Consider the following 25449-nt stretch of genomic DNA (forward strand, 5'->3'; position numbering starts at 1 on the left):
GTACCGCTCGCGTACCCCCGCGAAAGCCGGCCATCCACGCCGGGCGGTGCGACGCGCGGTGCGCCCGGCGGTCGGCGCACCGGGCGTGATCTTCGGGTTACGGTGGCCGGCATGAGTGCCGCGCGGTCACAGGACAAGGGCGACGCCGTCATTCGGTTGGTGGGAGCGTCCGTCAACAATCTCCGGAACGTTTCGCTGGACCTGCCGAAGCGCGCTCTGACCGTCGTGACAGGGCTGTCCGGCTCGGGGAAGTCGTCGCTGGTGCTCGAAACGATCGCCGCGGAGGCGCAGCGACTGGTGAACGACACCTATCCGTCGTTCGTGCGCAACCGGCTGCCGCACATGCCGGCGCCCGAGGTCCAGTCGACGAGCGGACTCACGTTCACCGCCATCGTCGATCAGCGGCGCTTCACCGGGAACTCGCGGTCGACGGTGTCCACGGCGTCGGACCTGGCTCCGCTGCTCAGGCTGATGTTCTCGCGGATCGGCGAGCCGTCCGCCGGGTATTCGCCCGCCTATTCCTTCAACGACCCGGCGGGGATGTGCCCCGAATGCGAAGGTCTCGGCACCGTCGTCGACATCGATGTGAACGAGCTGATCGACCCGGAGAAGAGCATCGACGAAGGGCCCGTGCGGTTCAGTCAGTTCCGGCCGGGGGTGTACCGCTGGAAGCGGTTTGCCTATTCGGGTCTTTTCGACCGCGGGAAACCGCTCAAGGATTTCACCGAGGAGGAGATCCGGCTCTTCCTGTACGCCGACAAGCTCAAGCTACCGAATCCCGATCCCCGTTTCCCGAAGACCGCTCGCTTCGACGGTGTCGTCACCCGGATGCGCGATGTGTACGTGAAGAACCGTCCGAGCAAGATGTCCCCGCTGGTCCATGCGGAGTTGGAGCGCCTCACCACTCGCCGGCTGTGTCCGGAGTGCGACGGTGCCCGGGTGAATGCCGCCGCGCGTGGCAGCCTCATCGGTGGCACCTCCATCGTGGACTGGTCGGCGATGTCCGTAAACAGGCTGCGCGAACACCTGGAATCGGTGAAGGACCCGCGGGTGGCCCCGGCGCTCGCCGGCATCCGCCACACCTTGGACGCCCTGCTGTCGGTCGGGCTGGGTTATCTCACGCTGGACCGCGAGTCGTCGACGCTCTCCGGAGGCGAGGCGCAGCGGGTGAAGATCGTCAGGCATCTGGGCAGTTCCCTCACCGACATCACCTATGTCTTCGACGAGCCCTCGGCCGGACTCCACCCCGCCGACGTGGAACGCCTCAACGAGCTTCTGCTGCGGCTTCGTGACGCCGGCAACACCGTTCTGGTCGTGGAGCATCATCCGGAGGTGATCCGCGTCGCCGACCATGTGGTCGACATGGGGCCCGGCGCGGGATCCGACGGCGGTCTCGTCCGGTTCGAGGGGACGCCGGAGGCGTTGCTCACGAGCGGCACCGTCACCGGTCAACTGCTGTCCACCCCACTGGAGTTGCGGCGTACCGTCCGCAAGCCGCGCGGACTGGTGCGGGTGGTGGCCGCGTCGGCGCACAATCTCGACGGCTTCGATGTCGATGTCCCGGTCGGGGTGCTGACCGCTGTCACCGGAGTCGCGGGATCGGGCAAGAGCTCGTTCGCCACCGGAGAACTGCCGCGGCAGCACCGTGACTTCACCGTGGTCGGCCAGGATCCGCTCCACGGTGGCGTGCGGTCGATGTCCCTGAGCGTGCTGGGCGTCGCCGACGGGGTGCGCCGTGCCTTCGCGGCGGCGTCGGGCCTCGGCCCTGAGTGGTTCAGCTTCAATTCCAAGGGTGCCTGCCCCAGTTGCCGGGGCAAGGGCTACATCACGACCGAACTCGCGTTCCTGGACGACGTGGCCACCCCGTGCGACGCGTGCGGCGGGGAGCGGTTCAACCCCACGACCCTCGAGGCGACGCTCGCCGGTCGCACCATCGCCGATGTGCTGCGGTCGACGGCACGCACCGTCGTGGAGGTCTTCACCGACCGTCCCGACGTCGCGGACCCGATCAGGTGGCTGGAGCGCGTCGGTCTCGGGTACACGCCCGTGGGCCAGTCCCTCGACACACTCTCCGGCGGGGAGAAGCAGCGGCTCCTGCTGGCCCGTCACCTCTCGGCGTCACGCGGCTTCGGTGAGGAGCGCATCGTCCTCGACGAACCGACGGCCGGCCTGCACCCCAGCGACGTCGAGCGACTGGACACGCTCTTCGACGAACTGGTCGACGCGGGGGCGACCTTGGTGGTCGTCGAGCACAATCTCCGGGTCATCGCCCACGCCGACCATGTGATCGACATCGGCCCGGGCGCCGGCGAGAACGGCGGCTCTCTGCTCTTCACCGGGTCACCGTCCCGGTTGACCCGCCACGGGAAGTCCCTCACCGGCAAGGCGTTGGCACGGGCGGTCAGCGGCTGAGCAGGAGCGACGGCGCCGGGTGCGCCGTGCGTCGACCGGAGCAGCCGGTCGGGCCGTCATTTCTGGCGTTTGCCTGGTTTGAGCACCGCGGTATCCCGGGATCCGGGTGCGCGAAGAGGCGGGACCGGCTGGGCTGTGCCTACTGCAAGGGATGACGCCGAACCGAGCAACGGTGCGGCCACTACCCGAGGAGGTGGGCACCATGACGGACAACACCGTGGAGTCCGACGCCCCACTGCCGTACGTCAACGTCGCCGGCAGCCCGTACAGCATCGACATCTCCATGACCCCGGCCACCGTCAACGCGCTGGCCAACGGCCGGTACCAGCTGTTCATGTTCAAGGCGGTGCAGAGCGCCGTCGGTGGCGGAATGCCGACCGTGTGGTCGGCCACCAGCCGTTACTCGGCCCTGACGAAGGTGAACTGGACCGAGCAGTACTACGCCTACGCCTCGACGCAGGAGATCCGCAACGGCGTCAACTTCCTGGGGAGCGACACCGCTCAGATCAACCTCGGACAGTACCTGGACGTCGCCGCGAACGCCCTGGTGTCGGTGAGCAACGGCGGCACCCCGCAGGGCATCACCTCGCGGAACCTGACCACCACGCCGTTCACGACGGGCCTGGCCCAGCCCGGGCCCGGCAGCACCGAGCCGGCGCCGATCTGTGCCTTTCCGCTGTACGGCAAGAACATGGACCTGATGATCCCGCTGCAGAAGGTGGCGCTGGTCTTCGCCGCGGCCCCGCTGGAGCAGGGCATGGTCATCGAGAGCTCCATCGGGCCGGCCGTCCTGGTCGATCTCACGCTGCGGAACTCGGCCTCCTTGCAGTACGACGTCAACAAGGGCTGGTCCTGGAGCGGAAACGTCGCCTCCGACATCCCGGCGGACCAGTTCGTCCAGACCCTGATCGTGCCCACCGCCGACAGCGCGGAGAGCCCGGCATCGGCGTTCGCCACCGAGCCGGTGCGGTCGGTCGGCATCTGGACACCGTCTCCGTCGCGCTGGTATGTGCCGCTCAACCTCATCGCGACGGCGTCCTCGGGCTACACCGACGCCAATTCGCTGGCCTGCCGGCTGACGCCCACCGCGCCCAACGCGGCACCGGTGGTCAGGGACGGCATCTACCTGGCCACCTACCGCAACGACGACAACACCTCGGAGACATGGCAGGTCCGGTGCACCTACGTGCCCGGGTCGCCGGACAACCCGTACGACTTCGCCAAGATCCAGCGGGCCGACGACCTCTGACGGCGTCACATGGTGGTCCGCCGTGTACGAGTGCGGCGGACCACCACCGACAGGCCAGGACGAGAAGCTGCCGCACGGAACTCGCCGCGGCGGCAGCGAACTGCGGGGAGGCACCATGGGTACATCGGCGGCAGTGGGGGCGTCGCACACCATTGACCTCCGCCTCCCGGCCGCAACCGTACGGGCGCTCACCGCGGGCGGCTTCCGGCTCTGCCTGATGCACGCCGTCCGTTGCGACACCGCGGACGGTGTGCCCCTGGTCTGGGCCACGACCTCGGCCTACGCGCCGACCACTGAACTCACCTGGTCCGCAGTGCCGTACGGATACGCCGCCACCGGCCGCAGGACCGATGGGTCGCCGGGCGGCGCCCGGGACGTGCGGCAGGTCGCGCCCGGCCAGGTCCTCGACGTCGCCGCGAACGCTCTGACCAGCATCGACCCGCTTCCAGGTGACCCCCGCCTGGTCACGGTGCGGAGCACTGGACCCACCGCGATGGCCTGCGGAGCCGCCGAGGTGCCGCCGGACGGCGCGGAGGTTCCGGCGCCCTATTGCTGCTTCCCGCTGTATGCCGGCACTTTCGTGTTCCTCGCCCCGGTGCCGCGGGTGGCGCTGGCTTTCACAGCCCTGCCTCTTGCCGCGGGCACGGCCGTAAACCACCTGCCGGGCCCCGCCGTGCTGGCCGACGTCGGCGGGATCGGCCCGGTCTCGCTCATGTTCGACATCGACAAGGGTTGGTCGTGGAGTGACCCGAGGGTCGGCACGGTGCCACTGAACGGACTGTCGCGCGCACTGATCCTTCCGTCCGGATAGACCGTGGTACGGCCACCCCGCGGCCACGCCGGGTGCGGCGGCCGTCGCCCCCCCAGGCCCACCATCACCACCGCGCAAGGAGGACACCTCCATGACACACCGGAGCCCGCACGGCACCCGCACAGGAAACCTCCCTCCGGCCGTCCCGGCCGCACCGGACGCTCCCGCCGGACCACCGGTCGGGCCGACCACCCGGCAGGCGCGGCGGCGCGCGACGGAGCGGGAAGCCGACCCGTTCGACCCGATGTGGGTCGACACCGAATTGCGCGCGTTCGCAGACCGGGCCCTGCGCGTGGCCGTGCCCGCCACCGGCTCGCGTGACTCGGCGCAAGCGACGAGGGCCCCGACCGGATGGGACCGGACCGGCCGCGGTGAGGCGACCGCACCGCCGCCCGGAACCTCGCACTGCGTCAACGACGAACTGCTGGAAGCTCTGTGGCCGTGGGCCTTGCGCACGGCGCACGCCCAGGTGGCCCGCCTGCCACCGGGGGCCGATCGGGACGCGGTCCATGGCGAGATCCTCTGGGAGGTCTTCCAGGCGGTCCGTCGCATCGACTGGCGCCGCTACGACGTGTGGCCCGCGCTCCTCAAGGCCCGGATGCGCGCGGCCTGGAGCACGGCCGCCCGCGCACAGGACACACTCACCCGGGGCGAGCGGCAGGCGCGCAGCGCGTATCTGGCCCGGTCCGAGGCGGAAACGCAGCGCCTGGGCCGGACGCTGACCTCCACCGAGCGCGACGCGATCGCCAAGTCCTTGCGCCCGTCGGGCGGAACGGCACCTGTGGTGCTCGGCCGCCGGATGCTGTCGGCGGCGGCCGACCCGGACGGGTCGGCCGCCGTCCTCCGCGCGGCCGCCGCCTCGGCGGCGGACGACGACCCCGCCGCCGCGCACCAACGCGCCTGGCTGCGCAGCGCGGTCCGCACCTGGGTGGCACACGACCTCCCGGCGGAGCTGCGCAACGAGGTCACCTCCCTCCTCGAACGCGACGAGGCCGACCACATCCGCCAGGCCCTTCTGCGCCGCCTCAGCCCGTACGCCACCGCTCTGCACCAACGTGTGGGCGAGTGAACCGTCTTACGGGGGGCACGCCGTCGAACCCGTCTGGCACGGCCCGGCGCGGATTACTCCGTCCGCGTGCATTGTCCCGACCCCGGCGGTGAAACACGGCAACCGCAGGATTGGCCCCCGCCACCCGGAAGCACCACGAAAACATGATCGACACCACCCGCGCACTGTTCGACCGAGCCTGGACGCCGACGCTGGTCACCGATCCCGCCGGGCTCGTGCGGGACGCCAATCCCGCCACTGCCCGCCTCGTCGGCCGTACCGTCGACGTCCTCGCCGGAATGCGCCTGGAGCAGCTGTTGGCGCCCGGAGCCTGCGGGCTGCTCGCCGCTCGTCGCACCGCACGGCCGGACGGTTACGCCGACGCGATCGCCTCGGTGCGCCGACCCGACGGCCGCCGCGTGCCCGTGCACGCCGTGACCTGGCCCGCGGGACCGCCTGGTGACGAGATGATCTGCTGCTTACTCCCCGTGGCCGCGCCCCCGGTCGTGCGCTCCGGCGATTCCGAACGGCCGGCGCTGACCGGCCCCGAGGCCCGCATCGTCGAAGGTGTGGCATTCGGGCTGACCAATGTCGAACTGAGCCGGGTGCTCCATCTGTCGCGGCAAGGTCTCGATTACCACATCGACCGGTTGCGCCGAAAGCTCACCGCTCGCAGCCGCGCCGCACTCGTCGCCCGCGCCTACGTCACCGGCGTACTCGATCCCGCCGCGTGGCCCCCGCGCGCCCGCGTTCCCGAGCAGAGCCCCGTCCGCCTGCCCTGAGGCCGCAGGGCGGTGGGACGCGGTGCGGACGCCGGCGCGGGCATGGTCTAGTACACGCTCACCCCGTACATGGACAGTGCCTCCACGACCGGCTGGTAGTACGTACGGCCACCCGTCGCGCAGGTGCCGCTGCTGCCGACGATCAGGCCGAGGGCCAGCGTGCCGGAGTAGGCGGGGCCGCCCGCGTCACCGGATTCGGAGCAGGCGTTGGAGACGAAGAGGCCGCTGACCGTGCCTTCGGGGTAGGTGACCGTCTGGTTCAAGGCGAGCACCGTGCCGCAGTGCACGCCGCTGACCCGGCCGACATGGCAGACGGCCCGGCCGACGACGGGCTGGGCCGCGCCCGTGATGTCCACCGATCGTCCGTCGTGCAGGTCCAGTTCACCCGGGAAGGAGACGGTCGTACTCGTCCAGCGGACCAGGGCGAAGTCGTTGGTGGGAAAGCTCACGGCCGAGGTGGTGCCCACCGGGACCGTGAGCGCCGCGTCCGCGTACCAGGTGGTGTGTCCGCTGACGCAGTGACCGGCCAGCAGGCCGTAGAGGGAACTGCCGGCGCGCACGTTGAAGCCGACCGTGCACGTGGCCGAATCGCTGTAGATCACGTCACCACCGCGCACGGCCGTGGTCGGTGCGGCCGCCGACGCGCCGCCGGCACTCACGGTGAGGCCGATCAGCGCGGCGAGGACGGCCGGCAGGGACCGGAGCACGCGACGGACAGAAGTGGGGGGAGTTCGCACGAGGCTCTCCTCGGGCCGGGGACCGGTGAGGGCATTGTGCGGGCGGACGCGGCTGCCCGGAAAGGGCTGACGTCGGCGGTGGGGCCGCGAGCACCGTGTTCCGGCCACGCCGGAGGCCCTGGCCGCCCGTGCGCCTACGTCAGCGGCGGGCACTCCGCGAGTCGCCGAAGAAGATGCGGTAGGCGATGAGCAGGACGAGTGCGCCGCCGATGGCCGCCAGCCAGGTGGAGCCGTCGAAGAAATGGTGCGGCACGGGGCGGTCGAGCAGCTTCGCGGACAGCCAGCCGCCGAGGAAGGCGCCCGCGACGCCGATGAGGGTGGTGCCCACGAGTCCGCCCGGGTCACGGCCCGGGAGCAGAATCTTGGCGGCGGCGCCGGCGAGCAGTCCGAGGATGATCCAACCGATGAGTCCCATGACGGCCTTCTGCCCCGATGATTGCGGACCAGGCACCGACTTTCCCGAGTCGTTACGGCTTCGCCGTGCCGTCACCGCCTCCCCGACCGTTACCGCTTCCCCGCGTCCAGTGCCGTCGCCTCTTCCAGGGTCGGGTAGACCGCCATCGCCATGTTCATTCCCACCAGGGAGAGCAGCCGCTCGATCGCCGGCTGGGGTGCGGCGATCCGAAGTTCGGTCAGGTGGCTGGCCTCCAGCAGGACCCGCAGGAAACTGGAGTCGCCAAAGGTGATCCGGGAGGCGTCCAGGACGACCACGGGGCCCGACTTCGCGGCCTGGAGCAGCCGTTCACGCAGCGGCTCCAGATTCTCCACATCCAGCTCCCCGGCCGGGTCCACTACCGCGATGCCGCCGGTCGTCCCGGTCGCGGGCACATCCTTGTTGATCGTCATGCGGAGAGTCTGCCCACGCTCGGGGCGATATGCCAAGATCACGGTGCCTGTCGCGGCGGCCCCGCGATCCGGCCGCTCCGGTGTGCGTCCGTGGAATTCCCGGGGGTAACCGATCCTCTGGGAGATTTCTGAACACCGGTGCTGTCGAAGGGATGTGACGGCGTGTCGGACACGGGAGGCACGGCCCGGCGGAACGCGGGAAGCACGGTCCGGAGCGGCAAGGGCAGACTCACCGACCGATGGTGGGTCATGGGGCTGCTGATGCTGGTCCTCTACACCGGCATGCGGATGCTCATCAACGGCGCCAGTCTGTGGGGCGCGCTGATCGCCGGCGCGTTCTACGCGGGATGGATGACGTGGTGGCTGATGCGGCGGCGGCGCAGGGACGGCCGCGCTGTCGGGGTCGAGGCGGACGAACTGCCCGGCCTGGAGCGGCGCATGCGGCACGGTGATGTGCCGACGGACCCGCGCGAGCGCCAGGTCATGCGGGGGCTGGCCCGGCGCCGGCTGGCCCAGATGAACCGGCGGCCCGCCGTGTGGGCCTTCGTGGCGATGGCCCTCGTGGTCGCCGCGCTCACCGTCCTCATGGCGGTCGCCGGCGATGTGACGCAGGCGCTGGTGACCGGGATCGGCGGGGCCGCGTTCCTGGTGTGGATGTATGCGATGCGCCGCCGCAATCTCGCCCGGCTCACCCGCGCGGAGAGCCGGCTCACGGCCGGGGAACGCGGTGGACCCCGGTCCGGCCAGGGCCGCTTCGCGGCATGAGCCCGGCGCCGCGGGCCGTCAGGAGCAGTGGACGTCGAGTGCCGTGAGGTAGGTGCAGTCGACTGTTTCGGTGTTGTTGGACGGATCCGGATCGGTCGCGGAGGCGGCGGTGATCGTGGCGGTGGCCCGGATCGTGAAGGCCACGGTGACCGGATTGATCGGCAGGGTCACCACACGGGACTGCGTCGCCCCCGCGGCGACCGGGCCGACCGGGCAGACGGCGCTGCCGGGATTGACCGTGCAGCCTCCCCCGGACGCCGGGGTGAGCACATCGGCGACACGGACGATCACCTGGCCGGCGGTCAGGGGGTCGGGGCCGTTGTTGTGCACGCTCACGGTGTAGACGAGTGACGGCGCCAGCAGGTCGAAGTGCGGCGTCGCGGTCAAGGTCACCGCGGCGTCCGCGGTGCCGGCGGCGGCGTGGGCGGTGGTGGCGGCCAGCGACGCGACACTCGCGACGCAGAGCGGCAGGACCGCCAGGCGGATGAGGGTCGCTCGGCGACGGGCAGGACGGATCATGCTTCTCCTCGGCAGGCGCACGGGACGGACGGCGGCCCCGCCGCGACGGGAGTACACGGCGGGGCCTGTGCCGCGCTTCGCGTCAGGGGTGCGCGATGCGGCGCTCATACGGTGACGGGCACCCGGCGTCCCGCACAACGGCGCATAACCAGCCAGACGCGATCCACCGGACGCGTCCTAGAAGTGCTCCTCGTCCTGGACCCGGACGGTGACGAGGCCGGAAATTCCGGTGATGTCGAGCAACGGGACCAGGATGCCGGGTGCGACGAGTTCGATCCGGTCGGCATGTGAGAACAGGACGCTCAGTCCTGCGCTGTCGAGGTAGTCGACGGCCGTCAAATCGACGACGACCTTTCCGCCGGCCTCGGCGATGGCTTCGTGGAGACCGCGGGCGTTGGTCATGTCGATCTCGCCGGTGACCGTCAGCACGGCGGTACCGTCGGCGCGGTGGCCCGGGGTGAGGGTGAGCGGCGTCATCAGGCAATCCTCGCCTGCATGTCGACAACCGTGCCGACAGGTCCAGGGGTGACGGTCACCCGTTGCATCAGGGCACGCATCAGTATCAGGCCCCGCCCGCGGTGCGGGTTGGCGGCCGGCTCGGGCGGTCGCCAACGGCCGGTGTCGACGACGGACACGTGCAGCTTGTCGACCCGGGCCTCGGCACGCAACTGGACGGTGTCGCTCGATGTGCGGTGGCCGTGTTCGACGGCGTTGGCGCATGCCTCGCCCGCCGCCACCAGGATGTTCTGCGCGATGTGCCGCGGCAGCTCGCACTGGGCGAGCCAGCCGCGCAGCGCCTTGCGCACCGGGGCGAGCTGGGACGATTCGGCGGGGAACGTGATGTCCAGCGGTGCCGGATGACGGTAGACCAGCAGGGCCACGTCGTCGTCGTAGCCGCCGTCTGGGGCGAGCCGGTCCATCACGTGGCTCGCGAGTTCGTCGACGGCCGCGTCGCGGCCGTCCTGCACGGCGGCGGCCGTCTGCCCGATACCCACGTCCAGGCTGCGACGCCGCCGTTCCACCAACCCGTCGGTGTACAGCAGCAGCGTCGACCGGGCCGGCATCACATAGCGGCCCTCGGGCCGCGGCGCACCCGGCCGGACCGCCAGCGGAGTGGCGCGCCCCTCCTCCAGGAGCCTGGTCGTTCCGTCCGGCTCGACCAGGATTCCCGGCGGGTGCCCCGCGCTGGAGTACACCAGTTGGCCGGATTCCGAGTCCAGGACACCGCAGAAGACGGTGGTGCAGGCCGCCCCCTGGATGCCCGCCGCGAAGTGGTCGAGCGCGGTCAGGACCTCGGCCGGGACGGCGTTCTGGAGCAGCAGGGCACGGCAGGCGCTGCGCAGTTGTCCCATGACAGCGGCGGCCTCCAGACCCCGTCCCACGCAGTCGCCGACGACGATGCCGATCCGCCCGTCCGGCAGCGGGACCGTGTCGTACCAGTCCCCGCCCACCTCCAGCGGCTGTGTGGCGGGTTCGTACCGGACGGCGAAGCCGGTGGGCAGGTGGGAGGGGCCGAGGATCGCCCGTTGCAGGGCGATCGCCGTCTCGCGCTGCTGGTCGATCTGGTGCACGCGCGCCAGCCCCTGGGCCAGGTGACCGGCCAGCAGCGAGAGCAGCAGCTCGTCCTCGCCGGTGAAGGGGCGCCGCTCCCCGAGATCGAGCCAGAGCACCATCGGACCGTCGGGGTGCTCCAGGACGATGGCCGTTCCGGAGTACGCGCCGACCGGTGAGAGCTTCGGGTGCGTACCGAGACCGACGAGAGCGTCGCGCAGGCCGGCGGGCAGCTCCTGCCACCGGGAACCGTCGGTGGCGGTCAGGACGGGAGCGGCCTCGTCACCGAGCACCACCGCGAGCACGCATGCCGCGTGCCACAGGTCGTGCAACTCCTCCAACGCGCCGGACAGCGCCTCGGGCAGGCCGGAGGCCCGGGACAGCAGTGTGCTCAGGGACGCCAGGGCGCTCTCGCGCTGGATGGCGTAGTGCTCGGCGGTGACGTCCCTGAGCGTGCCGACGATCAGCCGGCGTCCGGTGTCGGGCTCGTCGACCTGGTTGAACGTGACCGCCACCCACAGCCGGTGACCGTCGCGGTGGTTGACCGGAACGGTGTAGGAGCCCTTCTCGGACCGCAGCAGCCGGCCGAACGCGTTGCCGACCTCCTGATGGGCCTCGGGCTCGGCCGCCGGGTCGGGCCACCACGGGTGGACCGGCCGGTACGGCAGTCCTTCCGGTTCGTAGCCGAGGATCTCGGTGAACGCGGTGTTGATCTCGATGACGGCGCCGTCCTCGTCGCAGACGAAGAATGCCTCCTGCAAGGAGTCGACAAGGGCGCTGTGCCAGCGGGCGTGGTGATCGCGCAGCCGGGCCAATTGGATATTGGCCCGGACCCTCGCCAGCAGTTCCGCAGCGGCGAACGGCTTGACGAGGTAGTCGTCCGCGCCGGACCGCAAACCCTCGATCGATGCTTCCTGCCCGGCTCTGGCCGACAGCAGCACGACGGGTACGGACACCGTCCGCGGATCGGACCGCAGCGCGGCCACCAGGCCAAGACCGTCCAGGCCCGGCATCATCACGTCGCTGACCACCAGGTCCGGCGGATCCGCGCGCACCGACTCCAGCGCGCCGGTCCCGTCCACGACGGTCGTGACCCGATATCCCGCCCCGGTCATCAGACGCGCCAGGTATTCGCGCATGTCCGCGTTGTCGTCGACGACCAGGACGCGCGCATCGGTCGGCGGTCGGTCGGCGGCCACGGGATCGGAGCTCTCGACGGTCGGCAACGCCGCTTCCGCCCCGGCCGGAAGCGGCGGGAGCCAGTGCAGCGCCTCCTCCACGTACGGGGCGGCCGTCGTGGACACCACGCCCCTGGTCCGCGCACCGACGGCGGCGTCGGCCGGGAGGTGGGCGGTGCCGAAGGGAAGCGTGATGGTGAATGTCGTGCCGACGCCTTCCGCGCTGCTCGCGCCGATGGTGCCACCGTGCAGCTCGACCAGCTCACGCACGAGGGCCAGACCGATGCCGCTGCCCTCGTGGGAACGGGAGCGCGCGTTCTCGATGCGGTGGAAGCGGTCGAACAGCCGGGGCCTTTCCTGCTCGGACACACCCACCCCGGTGTCGGCCACCGTGACGACCGCGCGTCCGCTCTCTTCCCGTACGCGCACCGTGATGGAACCGTCGAAGGTGAACTTCACGGCGTTGCTGAGCAGGTTGAGCATCACCTTCTCCCACATGGCGGGATCGACGTGGACCGGTCGCGAAAGCGGCGGACAGTCGACGTCGTAGCCGAGTCCGGCCCGGTCGACGGCCGAACGGAAGACACTCGCCAGTTCGGCGGTGGCCCGGGCCAGGTCGACCGGCTCGTAGTGGGCCTGTGCCCGACCGGCCTCGATGCGGGAGAAGTCGAGGAGGCTGTTGACCAGCTTGCCGAGCCGCACGCCGTTGCGGCGGATGACGTCCAGCTCTTCGAGGATCAGCGGGTCGGCGTCCTCCAGCCGGTGCCGCAGCTCTTCCACCGGGCCCATGATGAGGGTCAAAGGGGTACGGAATTCGTGGCTGATGTTGGAGAAGAACGCGGTCTTGGCGCGGTCGAGTTCGGCCAGTTCGTCCGCCCGGCGCTGCTGGGCCTGGTAGCTGCGCGCGGACACCGTGCCCGCCGCCACGTGTCCGGCCACCAATTCGACGAATCCCCGGTAGCTCTCGTCCGGCGTCCGGAAGCGGTTGAGGCCGACGACGAGGAAGCCGTGCGGGGCGACTCCCTGCTGCTGGAGCGGGACGAGCAGCGCCTGGAGCGGCGGAAGGGACCAATCCCCGCGCCGAGGACCGGCATGAGGGGTGGTGTCGAGGTCGATGAGGACCGGCTCCGTTGCGGACACCGGCCACGGCGCTGCTTGTCCGGTGGCCGGCAGGAACGCCGGGGCCAGCGCGTGTCCCGGGGCGATGCCTGTCGAGCACGCCAGCCGTGCCGTGCCGTCGTCCTCGTGGAGGTAGGTCAGGGTGAACGGGAGGTCCCGCGGATTGCGGTCCATCTGCCGCGCCGAGAAATCCAGCATCTGCTGCTCGGTGCGCACGACGCTGGGGTCGGATCCGAGGTCGCGCAGCGTCGCCATCCGACGTTCGCCGATGACGCGCTCGGTCTCCTCGCTCACCACGCACAGCATCCCGACGACCTGCCCGTCGTCGTCGTGGAGAGGACTGTAGGAGAAGGTGTGGTAGGTCTCCTCGGTGTATCCGGACCGTTCCAGGAACAGCAGCAGCGCCTCGTCCCAGGTCGCCCGGCCGGTCGTCATGACGCCCTCGATACGGGGACCGATGTCGCTCCAGATCTCCGCCCACACCTCTCGGGCGGGTCGCCCCAGCGCCCACGGATACTTCCGGCCCAACGTGCCCGTACGGTACGCGCTGTTGCAGAAGAACGTCAGCTCGGGACCCCACGCCATCCACATCGAGAACCGGGACGACAGCAGGATGCTGACCGCTGTGCGCAGGCTCTGCGGCCAGCCGTCCGGCGGGCCCAGCGGCGTGGCCGACCAGTCGACCCGTGCCAGATCCCCGCCGATCCCGTCGTCGGCTGCGAACACATCGGTGCCGATCGCCGCGGCATCCGGCCCGTCGTCCGCGTCCTGCGCCTTCATCGCCCGGCACACCTTCCTCCGTACGGACCCGCCGATCGACCGCCCGGCCGGAGTGCCGAGGCCACCGGCGGCTGCTGCCAGCGGCCTGTTACCCCGCTTGGCATCGCTTATCACCACAACACCGCGGTCGCGCGGGCTTTCCGTTTCCGCCACCGCCGGTGACGATGGCATTCTGGAGGGCAGAACCGTCCCGCCCCCCGTGCCGGCGCAACCGCCGCCGTACGTCGTCGGGTCCGCGGGAGAAGCCTTCCCCCCAGCTCTCGCCCGGAGGAGAACCGGTGTCCGACCACACGCTGACCGTCAGCAGCCAGCCGCATGCGCTCGGCGCCACCGTGATCGGCGTCCGCGGTGAACTGGACCAGCACACCGCGCCTCAGCTCCACGACGCGCTCGCGGACGCTCCCTTCACGCCGGGCGGCCGCGTCATCCTCGATCTGGCGGCACTGCACTACTGCGACTCGACGGGCATCACCGCGCTGATCGCGGCCTATCAGCTGGCCGACCGGTCCGGGGCGCGGCTGACGCTCGCCGGACCACGCGAGGACCTGATGCGCCTGTTCAGCGTCCTGGGGATCGACCAGCTCTTCGTCGTACAGCCCACGGTCGAGGAGGCCGTCGCCTCCGAGGGCCACCACTAGGGCGTGTCCGCGGCCGGCTGAAGAGGTCTCGGAGAAAAGTTGCCGCGCGACAACATTCTTTCGCCGTACGAGGTATGCGGGCACATCCGCCGGGCACGCGTCGTCGCATGGCGGCCCTGCCGGGCACCGGTGGCGCCGCCGCCCTCCCGTTGGGAACGGGAGACCACGACACCGACGAAGGAGCCGCGACATGAGCGACAACATCTGGGGCTACCAGGAGACCTCCGGCCACGCCGCCGGCGCCGACCTGATCGGCTACAAGGTCGAGGCCACCGACGGCCACATCGGCAAGGTCGACAAGCACTCCGACGAGGTGGACTCCGCGTACCTCGTGGTCGACACCGGTGTATGGATCTTCGGCAAGCACGTCCTTCTCCCGGCGGGCACCGTCCAGTCGATCGACGCCGACGAGCAGAAGATCTTCGTCAACCTGACGAAGGAGCAGATCAAGGAATCCCCCGAGTTCGACAAGGACAAGCACGTCGGCGACACCGGGTACCACCAGCAGGTGGGCGAGTACTACAACAGGAACCGCAGCGCCTGACACAACGGCGACGCGCGAACTCGACAGGGCTGCCCCGGGGTACGAACAGGGCAGCCCTTCCCATGTCCCCGCTCACGACCGCGACCGGGACCGCGACCGGGACCGAACGCGGGTGTTCCGTCCTGGCGTCACAGATGCCGTTGCAGCTCCGTCGCGCGCAGGACGTCCAGGTCGTGTGATCCGTAGATGGTCTCGGCCTGGGGGAGGTTGTCGCGCAGCAGTTGTTCGGCCTCCTCGGGGCGGCCCGCTTCGGCGAGCCGTTCCGCGTAGAGCACGCGGGCCTTGATGGTGAGCGGGTGCGAAGTTCCCAGGAGCCGTTCGCGGCCGTCGACGGCATCGCGCATGAGGGCGAGGGCGGACTCGTACTCGCCGGCCAGCGACTGGGCCCAGCTCAGGACGAGTTGCGCGGAGTGGACCGTCGGGTGGCCTTCCCCGTAGAGGCGGACACGTGCGCGCAGGGCGCGCCGCGCGGCGGCGACCTTTGCCTCCGCGGACGCGTCGGTGCGCAGCAGGCCGTAGGCGTAATTGCTGTAGGCGACGGCGGTGACGACGTGATCGGTGCCAAGGCTGCGCTCGGCGTCGGCGATGGTGGCGGGCCCGTCACGCAGGAAGGTCCGGGTGCGGCCGGAATGGGCCAGCAGTTCCAGCGCGTACGCCCGGCTGCGCAGAGTCTCGACGTGGTCGTTGCCGAGGGTGCGTCGCTGTCCGTCGATGGCGCGCCTGATCCAGTCGAGGGACTCCTCGGCGTGGCCCATCAGGTAGAGCGTGATGCTCAGCGCCGCGGCGGTTTCCAGGGTGTCACGGTGCCGCGCTCCGAGGGTGTCGGAGCGGCGCGCGTGCACGCGCCGCAGTATCCCCTCGGCTTCCGGATAGGCGCCGAGCCTGCGGAGGAAGTCGCCGTGGTGGTGACGGGCGGCCAAAGTGGCCGGGTCGCCGGGTCCCTGCAGGCGCTCCGATTTCTCGCCTGCCAGCGTGGCGAGCTCGACAGCCGCCCGGTAGTCACCAGCCTCACAGACGAGTTGGGCGGCCCGGACGCCCAGTGCGACAGCCGGGCCGACGGTCGACGCGTCGGTGTGCCGCAGAAGGGCCGCGGTGTGCGGAAGGAGTAGCCGCAGCCGCCTGACGTCGGCGGGCGAGAACCCTGCGGGGAGGGCGGCGTCCAGCAAGTGGACGGCGGCTCCCATGTACCGCGGCCGTTCGATCGCCTCGATGCTGGTGTGAACACTCTCGAGCACGAGTCCGTGCACCTGGAGGCAGGGCGTCGGCGCGGCTCCTGCGGACGGTTCGGCGTCGATGTGCGTCGAGACCAGCGAATTGTCGATCAGAGCGCGCAGGGCCGGTTCGGCCTTGCGCCAGAATTCGTCGTCCGTCGCGGTCTGCGCCCGTGGGCCGGTCCCGGCGCCCGGGCCCCGCGCGCGGTCGCCCGACAAGGTGGCGCGCGGCAGCGGTGCCTGGCTCCAGCAGGACAGCAGGCGCATCAGCGTCGTGGCCTCCGGCAGCCCGCGGGCACTGAGCGCGTCGAGAGTGATCTGCCAGGTCCAGGACAGGCGTTGGCGCAACTCCCCCTCGGCGATCGGAGCGCCGACGTCCTCGGCCGGCGGCAGTTCCGCTCCCTGGTCCGCCAGGACCGTACCGTCGTGTTCGAACCGGGCGCGGTAGTCGTTCAGCGACCATGTCTCCAGCGCCTGGCGCTCCAGATAGCTGCCGGCGAGCCGCAGTGCCAGCGGGAGCCTGCCGAGACGGTTCGCCAGGTCGAGCGCGTCCTGGGACGTGCCGCGGCCGGGAGCGAAGTCCGTGATGATCCGCGCCGCGTCCTCGGCGGGCAGCACATCGAGGCGGTGGAGGATCGTCTGCTGCCACTGCGGTGCGCGTGCCCGGCGCGTCGTCACCAGGATCGCGCCCGTGGTGGTGGGGCGCAGCCATCCGTCGAGGGTCTCGGGGTTGTCGGCCTTGTCGAGGACGAGGAACCAGCCTTCCGCGCGGGAGAGGTACTTCCACACCAGGTCGGCTGCCGCCAGGCGCCCTTCCTGCGCTCCTCGCAACTCTTCCTCGTCGGCGCCGAGTTCGGCGGCGGCGGTCAGCATTCCGCGGCGCAGATCGGTTCGGTCGGCCGCCACCACCCACAAAGCGGTCAGCCCCTCGGCTTCGACGGCGCGGAACACCTCGGCCGCCAGTGCCGTCTTGCCGCTCCCGCCCATGCCGTGCAGGACGTGGGGCGGCCCGGGCAGGTGGACGGCCGCCGTCAGTTCGGCCAGTTGCTCCTCCCGCCCGCGGAAGATCCGGGGAGGGCTTTCGACCCGCGGTGTGCGCACGGACTCCTGCCACCAGCCGGCCTCCCCCACCGCCGGCCCGGCGTTGTGGTCACCGAACGCGTGGGAGTGGTCGCGGAGGGCCGGATGTGCTGCGGGAAGCGGGGATTGATGCTGCCCGGGGTTCACCGGCAGCAGGCCCTCGCGTGCCGCAGAGGCGGAGTCGGGAGGTATGGACCGGCCGTCCGGCTCGCGGCGCATCCGTTCCGTGATCGCGGCCACTCCGGTCCGGGCCCGCTGCCACAGGGCGGTGACCGTCAGGGTGATCAGTGTCGTACCCGCCGTGACGGCCACGGCGGTGAGTGCAGCATCCATCCTCGCCCCACCGCCCTCAGGACTTTTCACCAACCACACGAGTCTAGACGGAGCTTCGGCATCATGTCGGCGGAACTGGCCGAGATTCGCCCCGTTCTCCCCGTCGGCCGTTTCGTCACCGACGGCACGGTGATATCCCTCTCAGCCGCTTTCGACACCCGGAGGATTTCATGTCAGAGTCTCAATTCGAGGGCGCTTTCTGGTTTAAAGCCACAGGCAGTGGTGACGCCGGATGCGTCGAGGTCGCCATCACTCCGACACTGATCGGCGTGCGCGACACCAAAGACAAGGGGAATGGTCCCATTCTCGGCTTCGAACGGTCGACGTGGAATTCCTTCCTCCGCGACCTCAGCACCGACGAGTTCGTTCCAGAGTGGCTGTCTCTCTGAGGACCGGCTCCCGCGCGGTGGACCTGGCCACCGCGCAGGAGGCCGCTCCCGTCACTCCCCTGCTCGTGGCAACCGGTATCTCCGTCACCGGGGACGGCGCGTTCCAGGTGGCCGCCCCCCTCCTGGCCGCCTCACTCACCCGTGATCCGCTCGCCGTCTCCACGGTGACGGCGGCCTTCTACCTGCCATGGCTGATCGCCGGGCTACCGGCCGGCGCACTGGCCGACCGCTGGCCGCGCCGCCGGGTCATGCTGACGGCCGACGCCGTACGGGCCTGCCTCATCGGGCTGCTCGCCGTCCTGGTGGCGACCGGACACGCAGGGATGCCCGTCCTCGTGGCGGTGGTCCTGCTGACGGGGATCGCCGGCTGCTTCTTCGACGCGTCCTCGCAGGCGGTGATCCCCTTCCTGGCCGGCCGCGACAAGGAGGTGCTGGCCACGGTCAACGGGCGCTACTGGTCCATCGACACCGTCGGCCGCTCGCTGCTGGGGCCGTCGAGCGGCTCCCTCGTCTTCGCCGCGGGCCGGTCGTTCCCCTTCATCGGCGACGCGGTCTCCTTCCTCGTGTCAGCGCTGTGCATCGGCCGCCTGCCGAGAATGCCGGCGGCCGGCGGCCGACAGCCGCTGCGCGCCGCCATCCGTGAGGGTCTCGCGCACTTGCGGAACACCCCGGTGCTGCGCCGACTGGCCGCGACCACAGCGCTGTACAACTTCGCCTACAACCTCGCCATGGCCACCTTCGTCCTCTACCTCACCGGCCCTCTGGATGTCGCCGACTCGGAGTACGGGATTCTCCTGGCGCTCGGCGCCCTCGGCGGCATCGCCACAGGATGGCGAGCGGCTCTCCTCACCCGGAACATGAGCCACTGCCAGACCATGACGCTCGCCACCGCGCTCCAGGCGGTGGCCTGGCTCGGCATCGCCACCGTCCACGAGCCCGCCGCCATCGCCGGCTTCCTGGCACTGATCGGAGCCGCCTCCACCCTCGTCAGCGTCGCCGCGAGTTCCGCCCGCGCGGCCCTGACACCGGACCACCTGCTCGGCCGGGTGGTCTCCGTGTTCCGCATCTTCGGGATAGGAGCCGCCGGGCTCGGCGCGCTCAGCGGCGGCCTCACCGCCCAGCAGACCGGCCTGCGCGCACCGCTGTGGGCCGCCGTCGCACTGCTCGCCCTCTCGGCCGCGGCGCAACGTCCGTGGCGCCGGGTGGCACCCGCCACTTCCTAGGCGGCTCCCGACGGGCCCGAGGTCCCGTCCCGCTGCGGGCAGTCGCGCCGAATCGGCCATTTTCGGAAAGGAGTTCCCCTTCGAGAACATGGAGGAGAAAATGGGATTTCTTTTCCGTCGGGACCGACACGCCCCGTGAGGATCCGTCTCCGCAGTGCGAAGAGAACGCCGCTTCGCATTCGACATATGCGGTGGGAATGTGACGGGATCATCCCGTGCTCCGGTATTCCGACGACCCTACGCGGGGGCGTACTCGGTGCGGTCGAACGCCCGAAAGACGCCGGTGGGCGCGGGCGGTTCACCGAGGGCCGGGACGACTCACCGACTGCTCGCGCGCGCCTCGTCCACGGTGGGGAAGACATTCAGGACGCCGTCCACACCGACCAGTTGGAACAGCCGGTCCAGCGGCGGGTGCAGCCCGACGATGCGCAGGTCGGCGTTCTGATGGGTACGGAGCAGCAGATTGAGGAAGCTGGAGTCCGCGAAGGTGACCGCGCCGACGTCCAGGATCACCGCAGGAGAGGCCGCGATGGCTGCCCGCAGACGGGCTTCGAGCGGTGCCAGGTTTCCGACGTCCAGATCGCCCTCCGCCGTGACGACGTGCGGCGACGTGGGAGCGCTGTCCATTGTCGACATGAAGGAAGTATGCCGAACCGTCGACCGCCGCGGGGTAACAAGTGTGATGCTGTTGACCCGGCGGGCGAGCGGCTGAGCCCGTTCCCGCGGCCGAGGCCCCTGCGGGGCAAGGAAGTCGCCGTGCGCCCGGCGTTGCGGCCGACGACAGGCCGACCGACGGCCGGGCCGCCGTGTCCGGGCTGTTCAGCGCCGCGTCCGGCGCTCCGCCGTGTTATGCATGGGACGGTCGGGATCGGTTCTCCCCCGGAGGAAGGGACACATCGTGCCGCAGAAGACGTGGTTCATCACCGGCGCCTCACGGGGCTTCGGCCGGGAGTGGGCGGTCGCGGCGCTCGACCGCGGTGACCGCGTGGCCGCGACGGCCCGCGACCTCTCCGCACTGGACGACCTCGCCGCCGCATACGGGGACCCGTTCCTGCCCCTGAGGCTCGACGTCACCGATCGCGACGCCGACTTCGCCGCCGTACGTCGGGCCCACGAACACTTCGGGCGTCTCGACGTGGTCGTCAACAATGCCGGTTACGGCCACTTCGGGATGGTCGAGGAGATCACCGAGGCGGAGGCCCGCGCTCAGCTGGAGACCAACCTCTTCGGTGCGCTGTGGGTCACCCAGGCGGCCCTGCCCTTCCTGCGCGAGCAGGGCAGCGGCCACATCCTTCAGGTCTCCTCCATCGGCGGCATCAGCGCATTCCCCCTGGTGGGCATCTACCACGCCTCGAAGTGGGCGCTCGAAGGGATCAGCCAGGCGCTGGCCCAGGAGGTCGCGGGATTCGGCATCAAGGTCACGCTCATCGAACCGGGCGGCTTCGCCACGGACTGGGCGGGTTCCTCGTCGAGGACGTCCGAGCCCTTGCCGGCGTACGCCGAGTACCACACGCGGGTGCAGGAGCAGCGGCGCGCGCGGGTCGGTACACCGGGCGACCCGCGTGCCTCCGCCGCCGCCGTCCTCGACATTGTCGACGCCGAGGAGCCACCGCTGCGGTGCTTCCTCGGTACGTCACCCCTGGGCATCGCCAAGGCCGACTACGAGCAGCGGCTGGCGACCTGGGAGAAGTGGCAGTCCGTCGCGGAGCGCGCCCAGGGCTGACCGGACACGTCACCCGCCGCGTCCGCCCCCGCGCCTTGCCCGGCGCGTGATTACCCATGGTGCCAGGCACGACCGGGTCGACGGGACCGTGAGCCGTACGAGGGCGATGGCCGCGTCTGCGGCCGTGACGGTCCGGCGGGGCTGGGTACGGACTCGTTCGTGTCGGAAGAGGCCCGTGGGCGTGCGTATGAGAGCGCTCTTCCGGGGCACACGGCACTGCGTCGGGACGGATCCCGGCGTGGGAGGGACGGGACGGGATGCTTCGACTTTTCGTGTACGACGGGTGGGGTCGTCGGCTGCGTTGGGCGATGAGGTCGCGGGACCGGCAGCGGTAGGGCGTGTTCCGTGGATGGGTCCGGGCCCGTCCACGGAACTCCGACCCAGTAGATACGCCGCACGCCAAGGACGTCCGAAACGAACCTGACGACCGAGGAGCCGCCATGGCCACGAACGCGTCGGCGAGAGCACGGGGCATCGGCGGTGCGGCTTTCTCGGCCCAGGTGCTGCACCGGCTCGGCCGGCTCGCTCACCGCCGCCGCGCATCGTCTCCGGGGCGCGTGCCGCGGCTGTTTCCCGAACTCCTGCTCCTGGTAGCCGTGGACGCGGTGTACAAGTACGGCCGCAAACTCGCGAACGGCCAGACGTCTGAGGCGTTCGCGCACGCGCGGGCCGTGTGGTCGCTCGAACGCCGCCTGCATGTGCCGAGCGAGCACGCCGTCCAGCAGGTCATGCTGCACAGCGAATCGGTGACGCGGATCGCCAACTACCTCTACGCCACGGTGCATTTCCCGGCCATGCTGCTCTTCCTCGGCTACATGTTCCTGCGGCACCGCGCGCACTACCTGTGGATCCGGCGCGCGCTGGTCGTCCAGACCATGGCCGCCCTGGTGATCCACTGCGCCTATCCTCTGGCTCCCCCGCGGATGCTGTCCGGCACCGGCATGGTCGACACGGCGCAGGTGTACGGGCCTTCGGTGTACGGTGCCACGCCGGACGGGCACTCCATGGCCAACCAGTTCGCGGCGATGCCATCGCTGCACGTCGGCTGGGCGCTGGCGATCGCCGTCGGCCTGATCGCCGCGCACCGCCCCGCCCCGGGCGCGGCCGGGACCGTTCGGTCCCGCCTTCGGTATCTCTGGCTCCTCCATCCGGTACTGACCTGCCTGATCGTCGTCGGGACCGCCAATCACTACTGGCTGGACGGGATCGTCGGCAGCGCCCTGCTGGGCCTGGCACTGGCACTGGTTCCCGGGCCACTGCCCGCCGCGGAGCCCGCGGCCGCCGCTTCACCCGTAGGCCGGACCCGGACACCGCTGGGCACGCGCCCGCCGCGGCCGGGCGGTGCTCAGCTGCGATAGCGGGCCAGGACGCGGTTGCCGTCCCGTACCAATGTGCGGCGCAGGGAATCCAGCCCGATGGCCCCGCTGTAGAACTGCTGGAGCGCGGGCGTGGCGATCTTGTCGGACCATTCGGCATAGCCCCGGACACCCAGTGCGGGAGAGGCGGCCAAGTGGCCGGCCAGCGCGACGCCGGTGCTCCACCCGAGCTTCGCCGTGGACAGCGCCGGGTCGCTCAGGGCCACGGCATCCGTGGGAGGCATCCAGTCCCCTTGGGCGAGCCGCACCATGTGCGGGGTGCTGGTCATGAAGTCGATGAACGCCATCGCCTCCCGACGGTGCTTGCACGCCGCGGACACCGAGAGGGTCTGTGGGCTGACGCCTTGTGCGCGGCCGCCGTCCGGGGCGGACTCGCCGACCGGCAGGGGCAGGACCACCCAGTCGAAGCCCTCGGGCGCCTGCTGCTGGATCTGCTGCCGGTAGGAGAAGTCGAGCGGAAGGATCGCGTAGCGGCCGGCGAAGAATCCGGGCAGTACGTCACCGCCGCCGAGCGCGAGAGCGCCGGCGGGCGCGGTGCCGTCCTGGACGACCTGGCGCCTGACCAGTTCGGCGAAGGCCGAGTCGGCGTTCCCGAACCGCACCTGGCTCGGACCTCCGCCCGGATCCTTGTACAGAACGCGACCGCCGTTGGTGAGCGCCAGGTTGAGTGTCACGCTCACCGGGGATTTCATCGGCCAAGCCGTGCCGTACCGCCGCGCGGCGCCGCCCGCGCGGTGCGACAGACGGCGGCAGACGTCCTCGAACTCCGTCCATGTCCACGCGTCCGCGCTGTCGGTGACCGTCACGCCCGCCTCCTCCAGCAGCCTCCGGTTGGCGATCAGCACGCGTGGCTCCTGAAGGAACGGCACTCCGTACACCGCCCCGCCGAGCCGGGCGGTGTCCCAGGTGCGCTCCGGGATCCGACGCCGGAGGGAGGCCGGGATCAGCGTCGTGAGGTCGGCGAGGTACCCGCCGAAGCCGAAGTCCGTCAGGTCGTTGCCCTCGTCGTGAATGATGTCGGAAGCGGCCCCGCCCTCGAACGAGGTGAGCAGCTGGTCGTGGACGTCGTCCCAACTGCCTTGCACGTAACGGACCTTGATCTGCGACTGCTGTGCGTTCCACTGCTCGACGAGCGCCTTGTTGACCTTCACCGACTCCTCCTGCCACGCCAGCGACAGGAAGTCCAGGCTCGGTGGACCCGACCGGGACGGGGAACCGCAGCCGGACACCGCGACCGTGGTGCTGCCGAGCACGCCCGCCAGCACCGTGCGGCGGCGCATCAGCCCTTCACCGCCCCGCTGAGCATGCCCTGGACCAGGTGCCGCTGAAGGAGCGCGAAGAACAGCAGGCTGGGCAGTGTGGCCAGGACCGAGGCCGCGGCGAGGGGCCCGAGGTCCGCGGCGCCCTCGGCGCCCAGGAAATGGGTCAGGATCACGGACATCGTCTGCTTCTCCGGTGACTTGAGGAGTACCAGGGCGAAGAAGAATTCGTTCCACGCGGTCACGAACGAGAACATCAACGTCGCCACGAGGCCGGGCAGGAGAAGCGGCACGACCACACTGCGCAGCGTCCGGTACCGGCCGCACCCGTCGATCGCGGCGGCCTCCTCCAACGACACGGGCACCGCCCTCACGTATCCCTGGAGCATCCACAGCGCGAACGGCAGCGTCCAGACGACGTACACCAGACCCAGACCCGGCCTGGAGTCGATCAGATGCATGACCTTGAGCACCATGAACAGCGGGATGATGATCAACACCAGCGGGAACGCCTGGCTGACCAGCACCCACACGGTTCCGGCCCGGCCGACCGCCGTACGGAACCGGACCGTCGCGTAGGCCGCGGGCACCGCTATGGCCACCGACACCAGTGCTGCCGCACCGGCCACCGCCACGCTGTTGAGGGCGGCGTGCAACAGCGGCTGCTCGGCGAACGCCTTCCGGAAGTTGTCCAGCGTGGGGTGGTGCGGCAGCCAGGACGGATCCACCGAGCCGAGTTCCCGCGGTGACTTGAAGGCCGTGGAGACCAGCCACAGCAGCGGGAAGGCGAGAAAGGCCAGGTAACACAGCAGGGCGGCGTACTGCGCGGCCCTGCCCCAGCCGCGCCGTCGGCGCGCGCCCCGTGCCGAGGCCGGCATCCGGCGGCCGGTCATCCGTCCTCCCGCGTCAGCCGGTTGCGCAGGAACACGGCGAGCAGGACCGCCACCACGGCCACCATCGCCAGGCCCATGGCGGCGGCGTAGCCGAACTGGCCGTACCGGAACGCCTCCGCGTAGGCGAAGAGCATCGGAAGCTGCGTCTTGCCGCCCGGACCGCCGCCGGTCAGCACGTACACCAGGCCGAAGGAATTGAAGTTCCAGATGAAGTTCAGCGCCATCACGGACAGTGCCACTGGCCGCAGCGCCGGCCAGGTCACGGTGGTGAAGCCGCGCCAGGGCCCCGCGCCGTCCAGGCCGGCCGCCTCGTGAAGCTCCGCGGGGACGTTCTGCAGGCCGGCCAGCAGCACCACGGTCGTCTGCGGCATGCCCGCCCACACGCCCACCACGATCACCGCGGGCAGCGCGAGCGACATGCTGGACAGCCAGTCGGTCGTGCCGTCGGTGAGGCGCAGGTCGCGGAGCGCGTTGTTCAGGACGCCCGCGTCGGGGTTGTACACCAGGCGCCACATGATGCCGATCACGACTTCGGGCATCGCCCACGGCACAAGTGCCAGGGTGCGCGCCAGCCAGCGAAAGCGCAGGTTCCGGTTGAGCAGCAGTGCCAGGCCGAGGGACAGCAGCAGTTGGAGGACGGTCACGCAGACCGCCCACACCAGTCCGATCCGGAAGGACTGCCAGAACAGCGAGTCCAGACGTAACGCGCGGAAGTTGTCCAGGCCGGTGAACGTGGTGGAATGCCGCACGCCGGACTGCGCGTCGGTGAAGGCCAGCGCCGCACCGTACAGCAGCGGACCGACGCTCAGCACGAGCACCGGGATCAACGCGGGCAGCAGCAGGAACCAGGCGTCCCGGTGCGTCGCAGGACCTGACCGGCTCAACCGCAGTCCTCCCGCCGAACCGGTGCCGGGCCGGCGGCGGACGGTCGGACCGCACGCTCACCCCGGGCCCCCTTCTCCGGTGAAGGAGGTGCCGCCATG

General features: G+C 70.7%; 23 protein-coding genes. 12 read left to right on the forward strand and 11 right to left on the reverse strand.

Annotation, left to right across the window (positions count from 1 at the left end):
• Positions 1–111: 111 nt before the first annotated feature.
• From BM076_RS18015 to BM076_RS18035, 5 genes are all read left to right on the forward strand, one after another.
• Positions 112–2412, forward strand: a complete 2301-nt coding sequence (locus BM076_RS18015) for an excinuclease ABC subunit UvrA (RefSeq protein ID WP_177246495.1) — start codon at positions 112–114, stop codon at positions 2410–2412.
• A gap of 202 nt (positions 2413–2614) precedes the next feature.
• On the forward strand, positions 2615–3661 hold the full coding sequence (locus BM076_RS18020) for a hypothetical protein (protein ID WP_093714617.1): 1047 nt from the start codon (positions 2615–2617) through the stop codon (positions 3659–3661).
• Between the two features lie 115 nt (positions 3662–3776).
• Positions 3777–4472 (forward strand): hypothetical protein, encoded by a 696-nt coding sequence (locus BM076_RS18025; protein WP_143120584.1) that lies wholly within the window; start codon positions 3777–3779, stop codon positions 4470–4472.
• A gap of 91 nt (positions 4473–4563) precedes the next feature.
• Positions 4564–5541 carry a hypothetical protein gene (locus BM076_RS18030; RefSeq protein WP_093714619.1) on the forward strand — a complete coding sequence of 326 codons (978 nt, stop codon included), beginning with the start codon at positions 4564–4566 and terminating at the stop codon, positions 5539–5541.
• A 143-nt stretch (positions 5542–5684) separates the two neighbouring features.
• Positions 5685–6302: a LuxR C-terminal-related transcriptional regulator gene (locus tag BM076_RS18035; RefSeq protein ID WP_093714620.1), complete on the forward strand. Its 618-nt coding sequence runs from the start codon at positions 5685–5687 to the stop codon at positions 6300–6302.
• 47 nt (positions 6303–6349) lie between these two features.
• On the opposite strand, the gene BM076_RS18040 is transcribed toward BM076_RS18035, so the two are convergent.
• From BM076_RS18040 to BM076_RS18050, 3 genes are all read right to left on the reverse strand, one after another.
• Positions 6350–7009, reverse strand: a complete 660-nt coding sequence (locus BM076_RS18040; protein ID WP_245796128.1) for a S1 family peptidase — start codon at positions 7007–7009, stop codon at positions 6350–6352.
• A gap of 169 nt (positions 7010–7178) precedes the next feature.
• On the reverse strand, positions 7179–7454 hold the full coding sequence (locus BM076_RS18045) for a GlsB/YeaQ/YmgE family stress response membrane protein (protein ID WP_093714622.1): 276 nt from the start codon (positions 7452–7454) through the stop codon (positions 7179–7181).
• A gap of 89 nt (positions 7455–7543) precedes the next feature.
• The gene (locus tag BM076_RS18050) at positions 7544–7885 is read right to left on the reverse strand and encodes an STAS domain-containing protein (RefSeq protein ID WP_093714623.1); all 342 of its coding nucleotides are present in this window, start codon (positions 7883–7885) and stop codon (positions 7544–7546) included.
• A 162-nt stretch (positions 7886–8047) separates the two neighbouring features.
• Here BM076_RS18050 and BM076_RS18055 point away from each other — a divergent pair, with 162 nt between their 5' ends.
• Positions 8048–8650, forward strand: a complete 603-nt coding sequence (locus BM076_RS18055; protein WP_143120585.1) for a hypothetical protein — start codon at positions 8048–8050, stop codon at positions 8648–8650.
• 18 nt (positions 8651–8668) lie between these two features.
• Here the strand turns inward: BM076_RS18055 and BM076_RS18060 are convergent, their stop codons facing one another.
• From BM076_RS18060 to BM076_RS18070, 3 genes are all read right to left on the reverse strand, one after another.
• The gene (locus BM076_RS18060; protein ID WP_093714625.1) at positions 8669–9169 is read right to left on the reverse strand and encodes a DUF11 domain-containing protein; all 501 of its coding nucleotides are present in this window, start codon (positions 9167–9169) and stop codon (positions 8669–8671) included.
• A 177-nt stretch (positions 9170–9346) separates the two neighbouring features.
• A complete protein-coding gene (locus BM076_RS18065) occupies positions 9347–9646 on the reverse strand; it encodes an STAS domain-containing protein (RefSeq protein ID WP_322935850.1) in 300 nt (99 codons plus the stop codon).
• Positions 9646–13797, reverse strand: a complete 4152-nt coding sequence (locus BM076_RS18070; RefSeq protein ID WP_093714626.1) for a SpoIIE family protein phosphatase — start codon at positions 13795–13797, stop codon at positions 9646–9648. The genes BM076_RS18065 and BM076_RS18070 overlap by 1 nt, the downstream gene beginning before the upstream one ends.
• Before the next feature lie 278 nt (positions 13798–14075).
• Between BM076_RS18070 and BM076_RS18075 the strand changes: the two genes are divergently transcribed.
• Both BM076_RS18075 and BM076_RS18080 read left to right on the forward strand, forming a co-directional pair.
• On the forward strand, positions 14076–14435 hold the full coding sequence (locus BM076_RS18075; RefSeq protein ID WP_245796129.1) for an STAS domain-containing protein: 360 nt from the start codon (positions 14076–14078) through the stop codon (positions 14433–14435).
• A gap of 190 nt (positions 14436–14625) precedes the next feature.
• The gene (locus BM076_RS18080; protein WP_093714628.1) at positions 14626–14979 is read left to right on the forward strand and encodes a PRC-barrel domain-containing protein; all 354 of its coding nucleotides are present in this window, start codon (positions 14626–14628) and stop codon (positions 14977–14979) included.
• Between the two features lie 128 nt (positions 14980–15107).
• Here BM076_RS18080 and BM076_RS18085 read toward each other — a convergent pair whose 3' ends face one another.
• The gene (locus BM076_RS18085; RefSeq protein ID WP_093714629.1) at positions 15108–17603 is read right to left on the reverse strand and encodes a tetratricopeptide repeat protein; all 2496 of its coding nucleotides are present in this window, start codon (positions 17601–17603) and stop codon (positions 15108–15110) included.
• 170 nt (positions 17604–17773) lie between these two features.
• On the opposite strand from BM076_RS18085, the gene BM076_RS18090 reads away from it, so the two are divergent.
• Positions 17774–17992 (forward strand): DUF397 domain-containing protein, encoded by a 219-nt coding sequence (locus tag BM076_RS18090; protein WP_093714630.1) that lies wholly within the window; start codon positions 17774–17776, stop codon positions 17990–17992.
• Positions 17977–19215 (forward strand): MFS transporter, encoded by a 1239-nt coding sequence (locus tag BM076_RS18095; protein WP_177246496.1) that lies wholly within the window; start codon positions 17977–17979, stop codon positions 19213–19215. The genes BM076_RS18090 and BM076_RS18095 overlap by 16 nt, the downstream gene beginning before the upstream one ends.
• Before the next feature lie 318 nt (positions 19216–19533).
• On the opposite strand, the gene BM076_RS18100 is transcribed toward BM076_RS18095, so the two are convergent.
• Positions 19534–19851: an STAS domain-containing protein gene (locus BM076_RS18100; protein ID WP_093714632.1), complete on the reverse strand. Its 318-nt coding sequence runs from the start codon at positions 19849–19851 to the stop codon at positions 19534–19536.
• Between the two features lie 262 nt (positions 19852–20113).
• Between BM076_RS18100 and BM076_RS18105 the strand changes: the two genes are divergently transcribed.
• Positions 20114–20938: an SDR family oxidoreductase gene (locus BM076_RS18105; RefSeq protein ID WP_407640673.1), complete on the forward strand. Its 825-nt coding sequence runs from the start codon at positions 20114–20116 to the stop codon at positions 20936–20938.
• A gap of 440 nt (positions 20939–21378) precedes the next feature.
• Positions 21379–22296, forward strand: coding sequence for a phosphatase PAP2 family protein (locus tag BM076_RS18110; RefSeq protein ID WP_093714634.1), 918 nt, complete (start codon positions 21379–21381; stop codon positions 22294–22296).
• On the opposite strand, the gene BM076_RS18115 is transcribed toward BM076_RS18110, so the two are convergent.
• From BM076_RS18115 to BM076_RS18125, 3 genes are read right to left on the reverse strand one after another with little or no spacing between them, the layout of a single operon-like run.
• Positions 22284–23594: an ABC transporter substrate-binding protein gene (locus BM076_RS18115; protein ID WP_093714635.1), complete on the reverse strand. Its 1311-nt coding sequence runs from the start codon at positions 23592–23594 to the stop codon at positions 22284–22286. The two genes, BM076_RS18110 and BM076_RS18115, sit on opposite strands and share 13 nt — an antisense overlap.
• Positions 23594–24466, reverse strand: a complete 873-nt coding sequence (locus tag BM076_RS18120; RefSeq protein ID WP_407640674.1) for a carbohydrate ABC transporter permease — start codon at positions 24464–24466, stop codon at positions 23594–23596. Before BM076_RS18120 ends, BM076_RS18115 begins: the two co-directional genes overlap by 1 nt.
• Complete coding sequence (locus tag BM076_RS18125) at positions 24463–25356, reverse strand: carbohydrate ABC transporter permease (RefSeq protein WP_093714636.1); 894 nt, start codon at positions 25354–25356, stop codon at positions 24463–24465. The genes BM076_RS18120 and BM076_RS18125 overlap by 4 nt, the downstream gene beginning before the upstream one ends.
• Positions 25357–25449: the final 93 nt, after the last annotated feature.

This window comes from Actinacidiphila alni (genome assembly GCF_900112845.1).
GTDB classification, from domain to species: Bacteria; Actinomycetota; Actinomycetes; order Streptomycetales; family Streptomycetaceae; genus Actinacidiphila; species Actinacidiphila alni.

Bases quoted from the DNA above. Each gene is read 5' to 3' on its own strand.
- BM076_RS18020 (WP_093714617.1), top strand. From the start codon at position 2,615: ATGACGGACAACACCGTGGAGTCCGACGCCCCACTGCCGTACGTCAAC.
- BM076_RS18080 (WP_093714628.1), top strand. From the start codon at position 14,626: ATGAGCGACAACATCTGGGGCTACCAGGAGACCTCCGGCCACGCCGCC.
- BM076_RS18110 (WP_093714634.1), top strand. From the start codon at position 21,379: ATGGCCACGAACGCGTCGGCGAGAGCACGGGGCATCGGCGGTGCGGCT.
- BM076_RS18050 (WP_093714623.1), bottom strand. From the start codon at position 7,885: ATGACGATCAACAAGGATGTGCCCGCGACCGGGACGACCGGCGGCATC.
- BM076_RS18060 (WP_093714625.1), bottom strand. From the start codon at position 9,169: ATGATCCGTCCTGCCCGTCGCCGAGCGACCCTCATCCGCCTGGCGGTC.
- BM076_RS18065 (WP_322935850.1), bottom strand. From the start codon at position 9,646: ATGACGCCGCTCACCCTCACCCCGGGCCACCGCGCCGACGGTACCGCC.
- BM076_RS18120 (WP_407640674.1), bottom strand. From the start codon at position 24,466: ATGACCGGCCGCCGGATGCCGGCCTCGGCACGGGGCGCGCGCCGACGG.
- BM076_RS18070 (WP_093714626.1), bottom strand. From the start codon at position 13,797: ATGAAGGCGCAGGACGCGGACGACGGGCCGGATGCCGCGGCGATCGGC.
- BM076_RS18045 (WP_093714622.1), bottom strand. From the start codon at position 7,454: ATGGGACTCATCGGTTGGATCATCCTCGGACTGCTCGCCGGCGCCGCC.
- BM076_RS18115 (WP_093714635.1), bottom strand. From the start codon at position 23,594: ATGCGCCGCCGCACGGTGCTGGCGGGCGTGCTCGGCAGCACCACGGTC.
- BM076_RS18035 (WP_093714620.1), top strand. From the start codon at position 5,685: ATGATCGACACCACCCGCGCACTGTTCGACCGAGCCTGGACGCCGACG.
- BM076_RS18100 (WP_093714632.1), bottom strand. From the start codon at position 19,851: ATGTCGACAATGGACAGCGCTCCCACGTCGCCGCACGTCGTCACGGCG.
- BM076_RS18025 (WP_143120584.1), top strand. From the start codon at position 3,777: ATGGGTACATCGGCGGCAGTGGGGGCGTCGCACACCATTGACCTCCGC.
- BM076_RS18015 (WP_177246495.1), top strand. From the start codon at position 112: ATGAGTGCCGCGCGGTCACAGGACAAGGGCGACGCCGTCATTCGGTTG.
- BM076_RS18090 (WP_093714630.1), top strand. From the start codon at position 17,774: ATGTCAGAGTCTCAATTCGAGGGCGCTTTCTGGTTTAAAGCCACAGGC.
- BM076_RS18030 (WP_093714619.1), top strand. From the start codon at position 4,564: ATGACACACCGGAGCCCGCACGGCACCCGCACAGGAAACCTCCCTCCG.
- BM076_RS18085 (WP_093714629.1), bottom strand. From the start codon at position 17,603: ATGGATGCTGCACTCACCGCCGTGGCCGTCACGGCGGGTACGACACTG.